12 protein-coding genes and 1 pseudogene are annotated in these 16,998 nt (G+C 68.3%); 12 read left to right on the forward strand and 1 reads right to left on the reverse strand.

Annotated features, from left to right (window positions below; all coding sequences use genetic code 11):
- Positions 1–444: 444 nt before the first annotated feature.
- Positions 445–2,154: an NAD(P)/FAD-dependent oxidoreductase gene (locus ACQ859_RS15445; protein ID WP_431261691.1), complete on the forward strand. Its 1,710-nt coding sequence runs from the start codon at positions 445–447 to the stop codon at positions 2,152–2,154.
- Positions 2,155–2,337: 183 nt separating this feature from the next.
- Here the strand turns inward: ACQ859_RS15445 and ACQ859_RS15450 are convergent, their stop codons facing one another.
- The gene (locus ACQ859_RS15450) at positions 2,338–3,489 is read right to left on the reverse strand and encodes a lytic polysaccharide monooxygenase (RefSeq protein WP_431261692.1); all 1,152 of its coding nucleotides are present in this window, start codon (positions 3,487–3,489) and stop codon (positions 2,338–2,340) included.
- Between the two features lie 228 nt (positions 3,490–3,717).
- Between ACQ859_RS15450 and ACQ859_RS15455 the strand changes: the two genes are divergently transcribed.
- From ACQ859_RS15455 to accD, 11 genes and pseudogenes are all read left to right on the forward strand, one after another.
- On the forward strand, positions 3,718–4,671 hold the full coding sequence (locus tag ACQ859_RS15455; RefSeq protein WP_431261693.1) for a LysR family transcriptional regulator: 954 nt from the start codon (positions 3,718–3,720) through the stop codon (positions 4,669–4,671).
- A 58-nt stretch (positions 4,672–4,729) separates the two neighbouring features.
- Positions 4,730–6,175 (forward strand): 3-isopropylmalate dehydratase large subunit, encoded by a 1,446-nt coding sequence (gene leuC, locus ACQ859_RS15460; RefSeq protein ID WP_431261694.1) that lies wholly within the window; start codon positions 4,730–4,732, stop codon positions 6,173–6,175.
- A 17-nt stretch (positions 6,176–6,192) separates the two neighbouring features.
- Complete coding sequence (gene leuD / locus ACQ859_RS15465; RefSeq protein WP_088407364.1) at positions 6,193–6,843, forward strand: 3-isopropylmalate dehydratase small subunit; 651 nt, start codon at positions 6,193–6,195, stop codon at positions 6,841–6,843.
- Between the two features lie 7 nt (positions 6,844–6,850).
- A complete protein-coding gene (gene leuB / locus ACQ859_RS15470) occupies positions 6,851–7,987 on the forward strand; it encodes a 3-isopropylmalate dehydrogenase (protein ID WP_431261695.1) in 1,137 nt (378 codons plus the stop codon).
- Between the two features lie 132 nt (positions 7,988–8,119).
- Positions 8,120–9,250 carry an aspartate-semialdehyde dehydrogenase gene (gene asd, locus ACQ859_RS15475; RefSeq protein ID WP_431261696.1) on the forward strand — a complete coding sequence of 377 codons (1,131 nt, stop codon included), beginning with the start codon at positions 8,120–8,122 and terminating at the stop codon, positions 9,248–9,250.
- A gap of 382 nt (positions 9,251–9,632) precedes the next feature.
- Positions 9,633–12,308 (forward strand): FimV/HubP family polar landmark protein, encoded by a 2,676-nt coding sequence (locus ACQ859_RS15480; protein WP_431261697.1) that lies wholly within the window; start codon positions 9,633–9,635, stop codon positions 12,306–12,308.
- Between the two features lie 103 nt (positions 12,309–12,411).
- Positions 12,412–13,194: a tRNA pseudouridine(38-40) synthase TruA gene (truA, locus tag ACQ859_RS15485; RefSeq protein ID WP_431261698.1), complete on the forward strand. Its 783-nt coding sequence runs from the start codon at positions 12,412–12,414 to the stop codon at positions 13,192–13,194.
- Positions 13,195–13,222: 28 nt separating this feature from the next.
- Positions 13,223–13,858: a phosphoribosylanthranilate isomerase gene (locus ACQ859_RS15490; RefSeq protein WP_431261699.1), complete on the forward strand. Its 636-nt coding sequence runs from the start codon at positions 13,223–13,225 to the stop codon at positions 13,856–13,858.
- A 70-nt stretch (positions 13,859–13,928) separates the two neighbouring features.
- Complete coding sequence (gene trpB, locus ACQ859_RS15495; RefSeq protein ID WP_431261700.1) at positions 13,929–15,263, forward strand: tryptophan synthase subunit beta; 1,335 nt, start codon at positions 13,929–13,931, stop codon at positions 15,261–15,263.
- Positions 15,260–16,057: a tryptophan synthase subunit alpha gene (trpA, locus tag ACQ859_RS15500; protein ID WP_431261701.1), complete on the forward strand. Its 798-nt coding sequence runs from the start codon at positions 15,260–15,262 to the stop codon at positions 16,055–16,057. Before trpB ends, trpA begins: the two co-directional genes overlap by 4 nt.
- Positions 16,058–16,116: 59 nt before the next feature.
- Positions 16,117–16,988, forward strand: a pseudogene (accD, locus tag ACQ859_RS15505) (acetyl-CoA carboxylase, carboxyltransferase subunit beta).
- The last annotated feature ends 10 nt before the right edge of the window (positions 16,989–16,998 follow it).

Below are 16,998 nucleotides of genomic sequence, written 5' to 3' on the forward strand. Positions count from 1 at the left end.
GGGGCATGGCGGCCCTCCGACGCGTGTAAACTCCCGCCCTTCACCGTATTTCCGACGCTGCTCCAGGCAACCGGTCGCCCATTCGGGTCCGAGGCCGGCGAGTCTGTGACTTCGGGCAGGTGTTTTTCAGTTCATTTACCGGAGCCAACATGGGCAACAAGATCATCACCGAAGCCGATCGCAAGGCTTCCCCCGTCCCGTCGCACCGAACGGCGTGACCGTCACGTCGCATCGCGGCCAGAAGAGCAGCCTCGAGCGCGGTTCGCACACCCGCTCGAAGAAGAACCCGGGCAAGCGTCCGCACTCGGGTTGAGGTCGCGGGGAGCCTCTCCCCATCGATCCGACAACAGGCCCATGCCTTCCGGCGGGGCCTGTTTTGTTTTCAGCGAGGCTCATGGCTTGAGCGCATGACCTGACCCTCGCGCCGCTGCCCGATCAATCGCCATGATCCGCATCAACGAACTCCGCCTGCCCCTCAACCACCCCGAGGAGGCGCTGCGCCCCGCCGTCGTCGAACGGCTCGGCATCCCCGACGCGCAGCTCACCGCCTTCTCCGTCTTCAAGCGCAGCTACGACGCCCGCAAGAAGACCGCGATGGTGCTGATCTATTCCATCGACTGCGAGGTGGGAGATGCCGCCGCTGAAGCCGCGCTGCTCCAGCGCCACGCCGGCGACACGCACATCAAGCCTTCGCCCGACACCGACTACCAGTTCGCCGGTCATGCGCCGGCCGACTTCTTCGCCCCGGCCGCCGGTGGCGTCGGTGAGGCCGGCGAACGCCCCCGTCCCATCGTCATCGGCTTCGGCCCTTGCGGCCTCTTCGCCGCGCTGATCCTGGCGCAGATGGGCCTGCGGCCCATCGTGCTCGAACGCGGCAAGCAGGTCCGCGAGCGCACCAAGGACACCTGGGGCCTGTGGCGCGAAAGCGTGCTCGATCCCGAATCGAACGTCCAGTTCGGCGAGGGTGGCGCCGGCACCTTCTCCGACGGCAAGCTCTACAGCCAGATCTCCGATCCGCGCTTCCTCACGCGCAAGGTCCTGACCGAGTTCGTCAAGGCCGGCGCGCCCGAGGAAATCCTCTTCGTCAGCAAGCCGCACATCGGGACCTTCCGTCTGGTGAGCATGATCATCAAGATGCGGGCGGACATCGAAAGCCTCGGCGGCGAGATCCGTTTCCAGCAGAAGGTCACCGACCTGCTCATCGAGCCCGGCGCCGACGGCCAGCAGCATGTGCGCGGCGTGACGCTCGCCTCGGGCGAGCAACTGCGCGCGGATCACGTCGTCATCGCGCTCGGCCACAGCGCGCGCGATACCTTCACGATGCTCCACGAGCGTGGCGTCCACATGGAGGCCAAGCCGTTCTCCATCGGCTATCGCATCGAGCATCCGCAGTCGATCATCGACAAGGCCCGCTTCGGCCCGAACGCGGGCCATCCGATCCTCGGCGCGGCCGACTACAAGCTGGTCCACCACGCGGGCAACGGCCGCTCGGTCTACAGCTTCTGCATGTGCCCCGGCGGCACCGTGGTCGCGGCGACTTCCGAGCCGAACCGCGTCGTCACGAATGGCATGAGCCAGTACTCCCGCAACGAGCGCAACGCGAATGCGGGCATCGTCGTCGGTGTCACGCCCGAGGACTACCGCCAGGATGGGAAGAAGGACGGCAGCACCGTCAATCCGCTGGACGGCTTCGCGTTCCAGCGCTTCTGGGAGTCGCGCGCGTACGAGCTCGGCGAAGGCAACTACCTGGCGCCGGCCGCGCTGGTGGGGGACTTCGTCAAGCGCCAGCGCAGCACGGCGTTGGGCAGCGTCGAGCCGAGCTACAAGCCCGGCGTCACGATGACCGACCTGCAGCAGAAGGGCAACGGCAGCCTGCCGAAGTACGCGCTCGACGCGATCCGCGAGGCACTGCCGGCCTTCGACCGCCAGATCCGCGGCTTCGCGATGAACGACGCGGTGCTGACGGGCGTGGAGACGCGCACGTCCTCGCCGCTGCGCATCACGCGGGGCAAGGACTACCAGAGCCTGAACGTCCGCGGCCTGTACCCGGCAGGCGAGGGCGCCGGCTACGCCGGCGGGATCATGTCCGCCGGGGTCGACGGCATCGAGGTGGCCGAGGCGGTGGGGAAGTCGCTGCTGGGGCTCAAGGACTGACCCCGACTCCCTGGCGCGCCATCCGTCGCGCCGCAGTCCACGACCTCACTCGCGCACTCACCCGAGCACCATGCCGCATCGCGGCAGAGGGTGCCGGGGGCACCGGGGAGGAATGCGGAGCATGCGACGCGATTGACGACACGGTGCCCCCGGCACCCTCTGCCGGTGCTCGGTGCTGTCAGTTCAGATGGCTTTCCAGAGCGTCGCGGACACCGCCGGATTCCAGCCCGCGCCGGCCCAGGCGGTGTGCGCCTGCAGGCAGCGGTACTGCTTGCCCTGGTAGCTCACGACCTGCCCGGCGGTGTAGCTCGATCCTTCGGCCCACGGGGTTGCACCCGGCGGCGTGGTCGGCGGCGTCGGCAGGATCACGTCCAGCGCGTAGCTTGCACCCGAGTTGGCGTTCTGCAGATAGACGTCCATCACCGTCGCGCCGCCCGGCACGACGACGCTGCCGCCTTGCAGGGTGCCGACCTTCACGTATCCCGAGGTCTGGTTGACCTTGGTTGCGAGCTGCCCCAGCCACGCGGCCTTGGCCGTCGCGGCGGTCAGCGCCACCGGGATCGTCTCCAGGTCATTGCCCGCGCTGTTGAACACGCGCAGCTTCACCTGGCTGCCCGACGGAAGATCCTGCGCCGCCGACACCTGGCCGATCTGCTTCAGTCCCGACGGCGTGCCGGGCGGCGTCGTGCCGCCGCCGAAGTCCACGTCCGAGCAGGCGTAGAACGCCTCGGTGCTGTCCGCCCGTTGCCAGGCCGAGAACAGCAGATGCTTGCCGGTGCGACGCGGCAGGCTCAGTTTCATCGTGTAGGTCTTGCCCGACGCCGAGGTGACGATCTGGTCCGGCCCGAGCTGCTGCACCTGCTCCAGGTCCGACCAGCGCAGCGGCGAGGTCGTCGGATTCCAGCCGTCGCGCGTCATGAAGAAGGTCCAGTTCAGCGAGCGGTGCGGCGCGGTGGCGTTGTAGCGGTACTCGTACTTGCCGTCGGCGCCCGGCGAGTAGGCCGTGCTCGGCCAGTCCGCGCGCGCCAGGTCGAAGCCCTTGAACTTCTCCTGTCCGCCGGCGCAGATCTTGAGGTCGGGCACCACGGCCTTGTGGTTGCCGTTGGCGGCGGCCTGGTTGACGCCGTTCCAGTCGTAGATCGCCTGCTCGCCGCCGAAGGCGATCGCCGCCTGGCAGGCCGGCAGCGACGGGTTCTTGTAGCAGTTGTACTGGCGGGAGATCGGGAACTCCGGCGCGCCATGGGCGAAGGCGGCGCTGGGGGCCAGCGCGGCGGTCATGGCGGTCGACAACGTGGCCAGCGCGGCGGCGCCGGCGGATCGGGCACGGAAATGCATGCAGGTCTCCTGGAAGTGTTGGGATGGGCGCTTGTCGCGCGATGGGCCCGACATCGCACCAAAGCAGTACCACCATAGGACCTGAGAAATACCAAAACAAGCCGAACAACGGTAACGGGCGTCGCTGAAGATTTTCCAGCTTTCGTTTCAGGCGAAGGGATTATCATGAACGACCGCAGTCTTGCTCTCTGAGCGAAGGCTACAGTTCAACCCAGCCGCCGCCACACCATGCGCCTCGACCTCACCACCCTGAACCTCGTGTTGGCGATCGAACAGACTCGATCCATCACCCGCGGGGCCGAGCGCGAACATCTGGCGCTGGCCGCGGCCAGCAAGCGGATCTCGGACCTGGAGACGCGCTTGGGGGTGCAGCTGTTCGAGCGCCGCGCCCGCGGCGTCGAGCCCACCGAGGCCTGTCGTGCGCTGGTCCGCCACATCCGCTCGCTGCATGCCTCGCTGCATGCGCTGGAGAGCGAGGTCGTCGAGTTCGCCCGCGGCATCAAGGGCCACCTGCGCATCGCCGCCAACGCCGGCGCGATCGCGGAAGCGCTGCCGCCTGACTTGGCCGCGTTCTCGCAGGCCCATCCGCAGATCCGCATCAGCCTCGAGGACCAGACCAGCGCCGAGGTGCAGGCGGCCGTCGCCGAAGGCCGCGCCGATGTCGGCGTCTTCACGACGCCGCTGCTCGACAACCGGCTGCAGACCTGGTCCTACCGCACCGGCCGCCTCGCGGTGCTGGTGCCGGCCGGTCACGAGCTCGCCGGGCGCGAGTCCGTCAGCTTCGACGACCTGCTGGACCACGACCTCGTCGGCCTGCACGGCGGCGCCGCGGCGCAGGAACTGATGATGCAGGAAGCCATGACCCGCGGCCGCACGCTCAAGGCGCGGCTGCAGGTGCGCGGCTTCGACGCGATCGCGCAACTGGTCGAGGCCGGCCTGGGTGTCGCCGTGCTGCCCGACGCGCCCTCGCGCCGCTTCGCGCAGGTCTTCGACGTGAAGCGCCTGACGCTGGATGAAGCCTGGGCCCAGCGCGACTATGTTCTGGGGGTGGCCCGCCAAGAGCGCCTGCCGACCGTCGTCCAGCGTTTCGTCGACGCGCTGTGCCCGGCCGCCAAGGAGGCCGCCGCCGCAGGGGCCGCCACCACACCGGCCATTCCCGTTTCCAAGGCCGGCTCGAAGTGAGCCGTTCTGTCCGCAGCCGATTGAGCAGCTTTTCCCTGAAGTGATGGAGAGCCATCCCATGACCGCCAACATCTCCAACGCCGCCCACGCTGGTTCGCCGCGTACCCTCTACGACAAGCTCTGGGACGAGCACGTGGTGCACACCGAGGTCGACGGCACCTCCGTCCTCTACATCGACCGCCACCTCGTCCACGAGGTCACCAGCCCGCAGGCCTTCGAAGGCCTGGATCTGGCCGGCCGCAAGGTCTGGCGCCTGTCGGCGAACCTGGCCGTCAGCGACCACAACGTGCCCACCACCGACCGCAGCCAGGGCATCGCCGATCCGGTGTCGCGCCTGCAGGTCGACACGCTGGACAAGAACTGCGACCGCTTCGGCATCACGCAGTTCAAGATGAACGACAAGCGCCAGGGCATCGTCCACGTGATCGGCCCGGAGCAGGGCGCCACGCTGCCCGGCATGACCGTCGTCTGCGGCGACAGCCACACCTCCACGCACGGCGCCTTCGGCGCGCTGGCGCACGGCATCGGCACCTCCGAGGTCGAACACGTGCTGGCCACGCAGACCCTGCTGGCCAAGAAGGCCAAGAACCTGCTGATCAAGGTCGAGGGTCAGGTCATGCCCGGCGTCGGCGCCAAGGACATCGTGCTGGCGATCATCGGCCGCATCGGCACCGCCGGCGGCACCGGCTACACGATCGAGTTCGCCGGCAGCGCCATCCGCGCGCTGTCGATGGAAGGCCGCATGACCGTCTGCAACATGGCGATCGAGGCGGGGGCGCGCGCCGGCCTGATCGCCGTCGACGAGACGACGCTGCAGTACGTCAAGGGTCGTCCGTTCACGCCCACCGGCGTCGAATGGGACCAGGCCGTCCAGTACTGGCGCACGCTGCACACCGACGCCGGCGCGAAGTTCGATGCAGTCGTCGAGCTCGACGCCGCGCAGATCCGCCCGCAGGTCACCTGGGGCACCTCGCCCGAGATGGTCCTGTCCATCGACGATCGCGTGCCCGATCCCGACAAGGAGAAGGACGCCGTCAAGCGCGGCGCCATCGAGCGCGCGCTGCAGTACATGGCGCTGGAGCCCAACAAGGCGATCAACGACATCCGCATCGACAAGGTGTTCATCGGCAGCTGCACCAACAGCCGCATCGAGGACATGCGCGAGGCCGCGGCCGTCGTGAAGCGCCTGGGCGGCCGCGTCGCCGGCAACGTCAAGCTGGCGATGGTGGTGCCGGGCTCCGGCCTGGTGAAGGCGCAGGCCGAGGCTGAGGGCCTGGACCAGATCTTCAAGGCCGCCGGCTTCGAATGGCGCGAGCCCGGCTGCTCGATGTGCCTGGCGATGAACGCCGACCGGCTGGAGCCGGGCGAGCGCTGCGCCTCCACCAGCAACCGCAATTTCGAGGGCCGGCAGGGCGCCGGCGGCCGCACCCACCTGGTGAGCCCCGCGATGGCCGCCGCCGCCGCGATGGAAGGCCACTTCGTCGACGTGCGTCGCATCGCCTGAAGATCGAGGAACGAGACATGGACAAGTTCACCGTGCACAAGGGCCTCGTGGCCCCGATGGATCGCGAGAACGTCGATACCGACGCGATCATCCCCAAGCAATTCCTGAAGTCGATCAAGCGCAGCGGCTTCGGCCCGAATCTCTTCGACGAGTGGCGCTACCTCGATCACGGCGAGCCGGGTCAGGATCCGGCCAGCCGCAAGCCCAACCCGGATTTCGTGCTGAACCAGCCGCGTTATCAGGGTGCGTCGGTGCTGATCGCGCGCAGCAACTTCGGCTGCGGCTCCAGCCGCGAGCACGCGCCCTGGGCGTTGCAGCAGTACGGGTTCCGCGCGCTGATCGCGCCGAGCTTTGCCGACATCTTCTTCAACAACACCTTCAAGAACGGCGTGCTGCCGATCGTGCTGCCGGAGAGCCAGGTCGCGCGCCTGTTCGACGAAGTCTTCGCCTTCCCGGGCTATCAACTGACGGTCGACCTGGAGCGCCAGGTCGTCGTCAAGGCCGACGGCGAGGAACTGCCCTTCGACGTCCAGCCGTTCCGCAAGTACTGCCTGCTCAACGGCTTCGACGACATCGCGCTGACGCTGCGCCACGCCGACAAGATCAAGGCTTTCGAAGCCGAACGCATCGCCACCAAGCCGTGGCTGAACAACCGAATTACTCGCTGAGGACCTTATGAAGATCGCAGTCCTGCCTGGTGACGGCATCGGCACCGAAATCGTCGCGGAGGCCGTCAAGGTCCTCAACGTGCTCGAACTCCCGTTCGAACTCGAGACCGCGCCCGTCGGTGGCGCCGCCTACGAAGCCTCCGGCCATCCGCTGCCCGAGGCCACGCTCAAGCTCGCGCAGGACGCGGACGCGGTGCTGTTCGGCGCCGTCGGCGACTGGAAGTACGACAAGCTCGAACGCGCGCTGCGCCCGGAGCAGGCCATCCTCGGCCTGCGCAAGGCGCTCGGCCTGTTCGCCAACTTCCGCCCCGCGATCTGCTACGAGCAGCTGACCCATGCGTCGAGCCTCAAGCCCGAGCTGGTCGCCGGCCTGGACATCCTGATCATCCGCGAGCTCACCGGCGACATCTACTTCGGCCAGCCGCGCGGCCGCCGCACCGCCGTCGACGGCCACTTCCCCGGCAGCGAGGAAGCCTTCGACACGATGCGCTATTCGCGCCCCGAGATCGAGCGCATCGCCCACGTCGCCTTCCAGGCCGCGCGCAAGCGCAGCAAGAAGGTCACCTCCGTCGACAAGGCCAACGTGCTGGAGACCTTCCAGTTCTGGAAGGACGTCGTCACCGAGGTCCACAAGGACTATCCGGACGTCGAACTCGACCACATGTACGTCGACAACGCCGCGATGCAGCTGGTCAAGGCGCCCAAGAAGTTCGACGTCGTCGTCACCGGCAACATGTTCGGTGACATCCTGTCGGACGAGGCGGCGATGCTGACCGGCTCCATCGGCATGCTGCCCAGCGCCTCGTTGGACAAGAACAACAAGGGGCTCTACGAACCCAGCCACGGCAGCGCGCCGGACATCGCCGGCAAGGGAATCGCCAATCCGCTGGCTACAATCCTTTCCGCTGCCATGATGCTCAAGTTCTCCCTCAACCAGCCCGAAGCCGCCGCTCGCATCGAGTCGGCGGTTCAAGCCGTGCTGGCCCAGGGTCTGCGTACCGCGGACATCTGGAGCGAGGGCACCCAGAAGGTGAGCACCCGCGAGATGGGTGATGCCGTCGTCGCCGCCATTTCTGCCGTTGCTTCGGGCAAAGGCATGGGCGCGACCGCCATTACCACGACGACCAAAACCATCAAGAGCTAGTCCGCTCCGGTTCGTCTCGCCCCACCTCACACACCCGGCGAAGCGAGCCGGGCAGGCTCCCAGGGTGTGTGACGGTGTTTGGGCGATGCCCGGCCAGCTGTGCCGGGCCTTTCAATGAACGAAGGTACGCAAATGACGACATTGGTTGGTTTGGTGGGATGGCGCGGCATGGTCGGCTCGGTGCTGATGGACCGCATGGCGCAGGAGCGCGATTTCGATCTGATCGAGCCGCTGTTCTTCAGCACCTCGAACGCCGGCGGCACGGCCCCGTCGTTCGCGAAGAACGAGACGGCGCTGCAGAACGCCTTCGACCTCGAGCAGCTCAAGCGCTGCGAGATCATCATCACCTGCCAGGGCGGCGACTACACCGCCGAGGTCTATCCCAAGCTGCGCGCCGCGGGATGGAACGGCCACTGGATCGACGCCGCCTCCACGCTGCGCATGGCCGACAACGCCGTGATCGTGCTGGACCCGGTCAACATGCCGGTCATCAAGAACGCGCTGTCCAAGGGCGGCCGTGACTGGGTCGGCGGCAACTGCACCGTCAGCTGCATGCTGATGGGCGTGGGTGCGCTGTACAAGGCGGGCCTGGTCGAGTGGATGTCCACGCAGACCTACCAGGCCGCGTCCGGCGGCGGCGCGCAGCACATGCGCGAGCTGCTCACCCAGTACGGTACGCTGAACGCGGAAGTGAAGGCACTGCTGGACGACCCCAAGAGCGCCATCCTGGAGATCGACCGCAAGGTCATCGCCAAGCAGCGTTCGCTGTCGGCCGACGAGATCGCCAACTTCGGCGTGCCGCTGGGCGGCTCGCTGATCCCCTGGATCGACAGGGACCTGGGCAACGGCACCTCCAAGGAAGAGTGGAAGGGCATGGCCGAGACCAACAAGATCCTCGGCCAGGGCGAGGGCTTCGGCACCGCCGCCATCCCGGTCGACGGCTTCTGCGTGCGCGTGGGCGCGATGCGCTGCCACTCGCAGGCGCTGACCCTCAAGCTGCGCAAGGACGTGCCGCTGGACGAGATCGAAGCCATGATCGCCGCGGACAACGAGTGGGTGAAGGTCGTGCCCAACACCCGTGAGGCCACGATCAAGGACCTGACCCCCGTGGCGGTCACCGGCACGATGACGATCCCGGTCGGTCGCATCCGCAAGCTGGCCATGGGGCCGGAATACGTCGGCGCGTTCACCGTCGGTGACCAGTTGCTGTGGGGCGCGGCCGAACCGCTGCGTCGGATGCTGCGCATCCTGCTGGACCGTTGATCCCCACGTCGCCGGTCGTCGTCGACGAAACGCCGGCTGGCGACCGGTGTGCTGAAAGCGGTGACGCCGTCACCGCTTTTTTCCATGCCGATCAGGGATTGCGAGGGGGCGGACGCGTTGCCTTCTAGCGACAAGCCCGTAACGACCTGTGAATCAGGACTGGCTCATCGCTGTTATTCATGAGCTACCTCAGCAACGATGCGTATATGCTTGCCACCGTTGTGATTTTCTACCGCGGGAATGGCTGGGAGCCTGCCCGGGCGCATCAGTCGCACAACAACAATACGTCAGACAGGCGGTCCTTCGGATGGGCCGCCTTGTTGCTTTGGGGGACGCCTTGAAAAAACATGCGAGCGCATATGCGCGATTTGCGCTGAGCCAGGTGGCCGCGGTCACCGTGCTGGGACTGGCGGCGGGTTCCGCCTATGGCCTTGGGCTTGGAAAACTGACGGTGCAGTCGGCGCTCGGCGAAACGCTGCGCGCGGAGATCGACGTCAGCAGCCTCACGCCGGAGGAAGCCAGCTCGCTCAAGCTGCGCGTCGCGCCGCCTGAGTCCTACCGGGCCTCCGGCCTGGACTACAACGCGGTGCTGGCCAGCACGCAGGTGCAACTGGCCCGTCGCGCCGACGGCAGACCCTACCTGCGACTGAGCAGCGACCGCGCGGTCCAGGAGCCGTTCGTCGACGTCATCCTCGAGGTGAACTGGTCGAGCGGCCGTCTGACCCGCGAATTCACGCTGCTGTTCGATCCGCCGAGCAACAACGTCGCCCGTTCGAGCGAACCCACCACGTCCCCGGTGATCTCGGCCCCGGCGTCGACGCCGACCGTCGTCGCTCCGCCGCCGGTGGCCCGCACGCAGACGCCGACGGCGTCCGCACCCGCCACGCCGGTGAGCCAGCCGCCGGCCCCCGCCACAGCACGCGCACCGCGTCCGGCCCCGTCGGCCGCCGCGCCGTCGCCGGCCACGCCCGGTTCCGACTACACCGTCCAGCCCGGCGACACGCTGTCGCGCATCGCGGGTCGCACCCAGCCGTCCGGCGTGTCGCTGGACCAGATGCTGGTCGGCCTGTATCGCAGCAATCCGGACGCGTTCATCAACCAGAACATGAACCGGCTGAAGTCGGGCTCCGTCCTGTCGGTGCCGGGCAGCGACGCGGTCCAGTCGATCACGCCGCAGGAGGCGCGCCGCGTCATCCAGGCGCAGAGCAACGACTTCGGCGGTTATCGCCAGCGTCTGGCCGAAGGCGCGCCCGCGCTGAAGGCGGAAGAGAACAGCCGTCAGGCCAAGGGCTCCGTGCAGGCGTCCGTGGAAGACCGCAAGCCCGCGACCTCGACCGCCCCCGACAAGCTGACGCTGAGCAAGCCCAGCGGCGTGTCCGGCGCCGAATCCAAGGTGTCGAAGGACACCGAGAAGAAGGATTCGGCCGCCAGAGTCGCCGAGCTGACGCGCAACGTCGAGGAACTGAAGAAGCTGTCGACGGCCGCCTCCAAGCCGTCCACGACGACTGCGGCTGCTCCGGCTCCCGCGCCGGCACCGGCCCCCACGCCCGCTCCGGCGCCCGCACCCGCTCCGGCGGTGGTGCCGCCGGTGAGCGTCGCCGCGAACGTGCCGGCCGCGTCGGAGGCGCCCGCCGCGTCCGCGCCGGCCTCCGCCGTCGTGGCCGAGGCGCCGGCCTCGGTCCCGGTCCCGGTCGCCGCCTCGGCGCCGCGCGCCGTGCCGGCCCCGAAGCCCGCACCGGAAGAGCCCGGCTTCCTCGACTCGCTGAGCGACTACTTCCCCGCGCTGGTGGCCGCCCTGGCCGTGATCGCCGGCGGCATCGGCTACAACCGCTGGCGTGCGCGCCGCGATGCGGCCTCGCGTTCCGAGACCGCGTTCGCGGAAAGCCGTCTGGCACCGGACTCGTTCTTCGGCCACAGCGGTGGTCAGCGCGTCGACACGCGCGACGCGTCGACGACCGGCCAGTCGTCGATGAGCTACTCGCTGAGCCAGCTCGATGCGATCGGCGACGTGGACCCGGTCGCTGAAGCCGACGTCTACCTGGCCTACGGCCGCGACCTGCAGGCCGAGGAAATCCTGAAGGAGGCGCTGCGCGCCAATCCGGAACGTCTGGCCATCCGCCTGAAGCTGCTCGAGGTCTACGGCAAGCGCCGCGACATCAAGGGCTTCGAGCAACTGGCCGTCCAGCTGTACGCCGAGACCCGGGGTCAGGGCGAGGACTGGGCGAAGGTCCAGGAACTCGGCCGTCAGGCCGATCCGGAGAACCCGCTGTACCAGCCGGGCGGTGCGCCGACGATGTTCGAGAACGACGACGAGCGCCCTGAGCCGATGAACGCGAGCACCTTGCCCGCGACCGGCATGGCCCATCCGGGTGGCGGTGCGCTGGCCCGCGCCGCGGCCACTGCTGCCGCCGCTGCCGCAGCCGCCCCGCGCGACAGCGGCCCGTCCAGCCTGATGGACCTGGATCTGGACCTGGACCTCGGTTCGCCTCCGGCGCCGGCCCCGGCGATGGCCGCCACGCAGGCACTGCCGTCGTCCGCCAGCCAGGCGCCGATGAACATGGACCTGGACCTGAGCACGCCGTCGGCGGCGCCGACCCAGGCGAGCGCCCGCGAGCTCGAGTTCGACCTCGGCGACCTGGACGACCTGGGGGGCGGCACGTCCGCCTCGACGCCGGCGCACGATTCGTCGTCGCTGGACTTCGACCTGTCGAGCATCGACCTGGACCTGCCGGCCGACACGCCGGCCGGCCATGACGGTCGCGGAAAGTCCAACGCGAACGACATCGAGGACATCACCTCGGTCGATCTGCCGGACCTGAGCGCGCCGGACTCCAAGCCGGTGACGCCGGACACCATGAGCCTGGACGACCTGGGTGTCGACCTCGACAGCATCGATCCGAACGACGACGAGGCCCTGCAGCGTCAGCTGGAGCTGGCCGAGGAGTTCCGCCAGATCGGCGACACCGAAGGTGCCCGTGACGTGCTGCAGGAGCTGGTCGGCAAGGCCGACGGTCCGATGCGCGCCCGCGCGCAGCAGATGTTGGACCAGCTTCGCTAAACTGCGAGCGGTTCACGACAAGGCGCTCGGCCTGGCCGAGCGCCTTTTCTTTTGGCCTTCGCTTTTTTTGGCCTTCACTTTTCCCTGAGATCCGGAGACCGGCATGCGCGTGGCGCTGGGCGTGAGTTACCGCGGCGAGGCCTACAAGGGCTGGCAGAGCCAGCCTGGCGGCGGCACCGTCCAGGACGCGCTCGAATCGGCGCTCGCGCAGTTCATTGCGCAACCGGTCCGTACCATCTGCGCCGGCCGCACCGATACCGGCGTGCACGGCCTGAACCAGGTCGTCCACTTCGACTCGCCGGTGGCGCGCGAGGTGTTTTCTTGGGTGCGCGGCGTCAACCGCTACCTGCCGCGCGACATCGCGGTCCAGTGGGCCGCATTCCCCGGCGAGGACTTCCACGCGCGCAACCTGGCGCGCGGCCGCCGCTACTGGTACCTGCTGCTGGAATCGAACGTGCGGCCGTCGATCCAGGCCGGCGGCGTCGGCTGGACCTTCCGGCCGCTGGACGGCGACGCGATGCGCGATGCGGCCTCGCGGCTGGTCGGCGAGCATGACTTCAGCTCCTTCCGCTCCGCCGAGTGCCAGGCCGCGTCGCCGGTCAAGATCCTGCGCGGCATCGAGATCCACAGGCGCGGCCCGTACTGGCGCTTCGAGTTCGACGGCGTCGCCTTCCTGCACCACATGATCCGCAACATCATGGGTTGCCTGGTCGCCGTGGGCGCCGGACAGAAACCGCCGTCGTGGATGGACGAGGTGCTGGCCGCGCGCTCCCGCGATGCCGCGGCGCCGACCTTCCCGCCGGACGGGCTGTACTTCGTCGGCCCGAGCTACGACGATCACCTGAACCTGCCGCGCCACACGGCGCCCATGGATTGGCTGCCCTGAGCGGCCGGTCCGGACACTCCTGACGCTCATGAGCCGAACCCGCATCAAGATCTGTGGCCTGACCCGTGAAGCCGATGTCGACGTCGCCGTCGAGGCCGGCGCCGACGCGATCGGGCTGGTCTTCTACGAGAAGAGCCCGCGCGCCGTCACCCTGGCGCGCGCCGCCGAACTGGCGCGGCGCCTGCCGCCGTTCGTGACGCCGGTGGGGCTCTTCGTGAACGCATCGCCCGAGTCGATCCAGGCGGCGCTGACCGCGATCCCGACATTGACGCTGCAGTTCCACGGCGACGAAACGCCCGAGGACTGCGATCGCTGGTCGCGTCCCTATCTGCGCGCGGCACGGATGGCGCCGGGCTTCGATTTGCTAGACTTCGCGTCTCGGTTCTCCCGCGCCCAGGCCGTGCTGCTCGACGCCTTCGTCGACGGCTACGGTGGAGGCGGAAAGGTCTTCGATTGGTCACTGCTGCCTCCAAGCGTTCCCTCTCCGGTCGTTTTGTCTGGTGGGTTGAGTGCAGCCAACGTGATCGATGGCGTGCTGAAGGTGCGGCCCTGGGCCGTTGACGTCAGTTCCGGCGTGGAGGCCTCGAAGGGCCTCAAGGACGCCGGCAAGATCCGCCAGTTCTGCGATGCCGTGCGCGAGGCCGACCGCCTGAAGTCGGCTTGAATCCCTGCTTCCGGTCGCTTCCAGCGATCCTTGCGGATTCCCGCGCGGGCCTCCTCATTGAGGACCCCTCATGTCCAAGACTTTGAATCCATCCGCGACCTCGTCCGCGATCCCGTTCGTCACGGGCCCGCTCGAAGGCTACGCGCAGCCCGACGCGCAAGGTCGCTTCGGCCCTGTGTCCACCGCGAACTCCCACGGTTACTACGGTGGCCGTTTCGTCGCCGAGACGCTGATCCACGCGCTGGATGAGCTGAACGAGGCCTACGCCCGCTACAGCCAGGACCCGGAGTTCATCCGCGAGTTCCAGTACGAGCTGGCGCACTTCGTCGGCCGGCCGAGCCCGATCTATCACGCGAGGCGGCTGAGCAGCGAGCTCGGCGGCGCGCAGATCTTCCTCAAGCGCGAGGACCTGAACCACACCGGCGCGCACAAGGTCAACAACACCATCGGCCAGGCGCTGCTGGCCCGCCGCATGGGCAAGAAGCGCGTCATCGCCGAGACCGGCGCCGGCCAGCACGGCGTCGCGACCGCGACGATCTGCGCCCGCTACGGCATGGAGTGCGTGGTGTACATGGGGTCCGAGGACGTGAAGCGCCAGTCGCCCAACGTGTACCGGATGAACCTGCTGGGCGCGCGCGTCGTGCCGGTGGAATCCGGCTCGAAGACGCTCAAGGACGCGCTCAACGAAGCGATGCGCGACTGGGTCACCAACATCGAGTCGACCTTCTACATCATCGGCACCGTGGCCGGCCCGCATCCGTATCCGATGATGGTCCGCGACTTCCAGCGCGTCATCGGCGACGAGTGCCTCGTGCAGATGCCCGAGATGACCGGCAGGCAGCCCGATGCCGTCATCGCCTGCGTCGGCGGCGGCAGCAACTCGATCGGGATCTTCTATCCCTACATCCCGCACCAGGGCGTCCGGCTGATCGGCGTCGAGCCCGCGGGGCAGGGCGTCGACACCGGCAAGCATGCCGCCACGCTGACGGCGGGGTCGCCGGGCGTGCTGCACGGCAACCGCACCTACCTGCTGCAGGACGACGCGGGACAGATCATCGAGACGCACTCGATCTCCGCCGGCCTGGACTACCCGGGCGTCGGGCCGGAGCACGCCTACCTGAAGGACACGGGCCGAGCCGAGTATGTCGTCGCTTCCGACGCGGAGGCGCTCGCCGCCTTCCACAGGCTGTGTCGCACCGAAGGCATCATTCCCGCGCTGGAGTCCAGCCATGCGTTGGCGCATGCGATGAAGCTGGCGCCGACGATGGGTCCCGACCAGCACCTGCTGGTCAACCTGTCCGGCCGCGGCGACAAGGACATCGGCACCGTCGCCGACCTGTCCGGCGCCGAGTACTTCGACCGGCCCTCGATGGCCGGCCACGCCGTGAAGGGAGGTGCGCAATGAGCCGCATCCAAGCCACCTTCGCCCGCCTCGGCGCCGAAGGCCGCAAGGCGCTGATCCCCTACGTCACCGCCGGCGATCCGTACGCGGACGTGACCGTCGAGTTGATGCTGGCGATGGCCAAGGCCGGCGCCGACGTGATCGAGCTCGGCGTCCCGTTCTCCGATCCGATGGCCGACGGTCCGGTGATCCAGAAGGCCAGTGAACGCGCGCTGGCCAAGGGCATCACGCTGACGCACGTCCTGGAGATCGTGCGCGACTTCCGCCGCCAGGACGACGCGACCCCGGTCGTGCTGATGGGCTACGCCAATCCGGTGGAGCGTTTCGGCCTGGAGCGCTTCGTCACCGAGGCCAAGGCCGCCGGCGTCGACGGCGTGCTGGTCGTCGACTACCCGCCCGAGGAGTCCGAGGAATTCGCCGCCGCGCTGAAGGCGCAAGGCCTGGACCCCATCTTCCTGCTGGCGCCGACCTCGACCGACGAGCGCGTCGCGCGGATCGGGCAGCTTGCCAGCGGCTATGTCTACTACGTCTCCCTCAAGGGCGTGACCGGCGCCGGCCACCTGGACACCGGCGCCGTGGCCGACGCGATGCCCCGCCTGCGCAAGCATGTGAGCATCCCGCTGGGCGTCGGATTCGGCATCCGCGACGGGGCGACCGCCGCAGCCGTGGCGCGCCATGCGGACGCGGTGGTGATCGGTTCGGCCCTCGTCCAGCTGATCGAGTCCCAGACAAGGGATAATGTCGCGATCCAGGCGGCGGCCTTCATCCGAGACATCCGCGCCGCGCTGGACGCCTGAACGGGATCGGTCACGTCGATCTCCGCCCGGTCGTCCGGCCTTAGCTATAGGAGCCCGCCATGAGTTGGCTTGAGAAACTGCTTCCCCCGAAGATCCAGCAGACCGACCCCGACCAGCGCCGCACGGTGCCGGAAGGCCTGTGGATCAAGTGCCCGTCCTGCGAAACGGTGCTGTACAAGACCGACCTCGAGCAGAACGTCAACGTCTGCCCGAAGTGCGGTCACCATCACCGCATCGGCGCCCGCGCCCGCCTGGACGCCTTCCTGGACGGCGAAGGCCGTTACGAGGTCGGCCAGGAAGTGCTGCCCGTGGACGCGCTGAAGTTCAAGGACAGCAAGAAGTATCCGGACCGGCTCAAGGAAGCATTGGAATCGACCGGCGAGACCGACGCGCTGGTCGTCATGGGCGGCGCGGTGATGAGCATCCCGGTCGTGGCCGCGTGCTTCGAGTTCGACTTCATGGGCGGCTCGATGGGCTCCGTGGTCGGCGAGCGCTTCGCGCGCGGCGTCGAGACCGCGCTGGAGCAGAAGACCCCCTTCATCTGCTTCACCGCCACCGGCGGCGCGCGGATGCAGGAAGGCCTGCTGTCGCTGATGCAGATGGCCAAGTCCAACGCCGCGCTCACGCGCCTGGCCAAGGCGAAGCTGCCCTACATCAGCGTGCTGACCGACCCGACGATGGGCGGTGTCTCGGCGAGCTTCGCGTTCGTGGGCGACATCGTCATCGCCGAACCCAAGGCGCTGATCGGCTTCGCCGGACCGCGCGTGATCGAGAACACCGTGCGCGAGAAGCTGCCCCCGGCTTCCAGCGCGCCGAGTTCCTGATGGAGAAGGGCGCCATCGACATGATCGTCGACCGCCGCAAGCTGCGCGAGGTCATCGCCCGCAACCTGGCCATCCTGCAGCGTCAGAGCTCCGACGCGGTCGCCTGACAGCGCGACA

It is taken from the genome of Roseateles chitinivorans (assembly GCF_050632235.1).
In the GTDB taxonomy this organism is placed as follows: domain Bacteria; phylum Pseudomonadota; class Gammaproteobacteria; order Burkholderiales; family Burkholderiaceae_C; genus Roseateles; species Roseateles chitinivorans_A.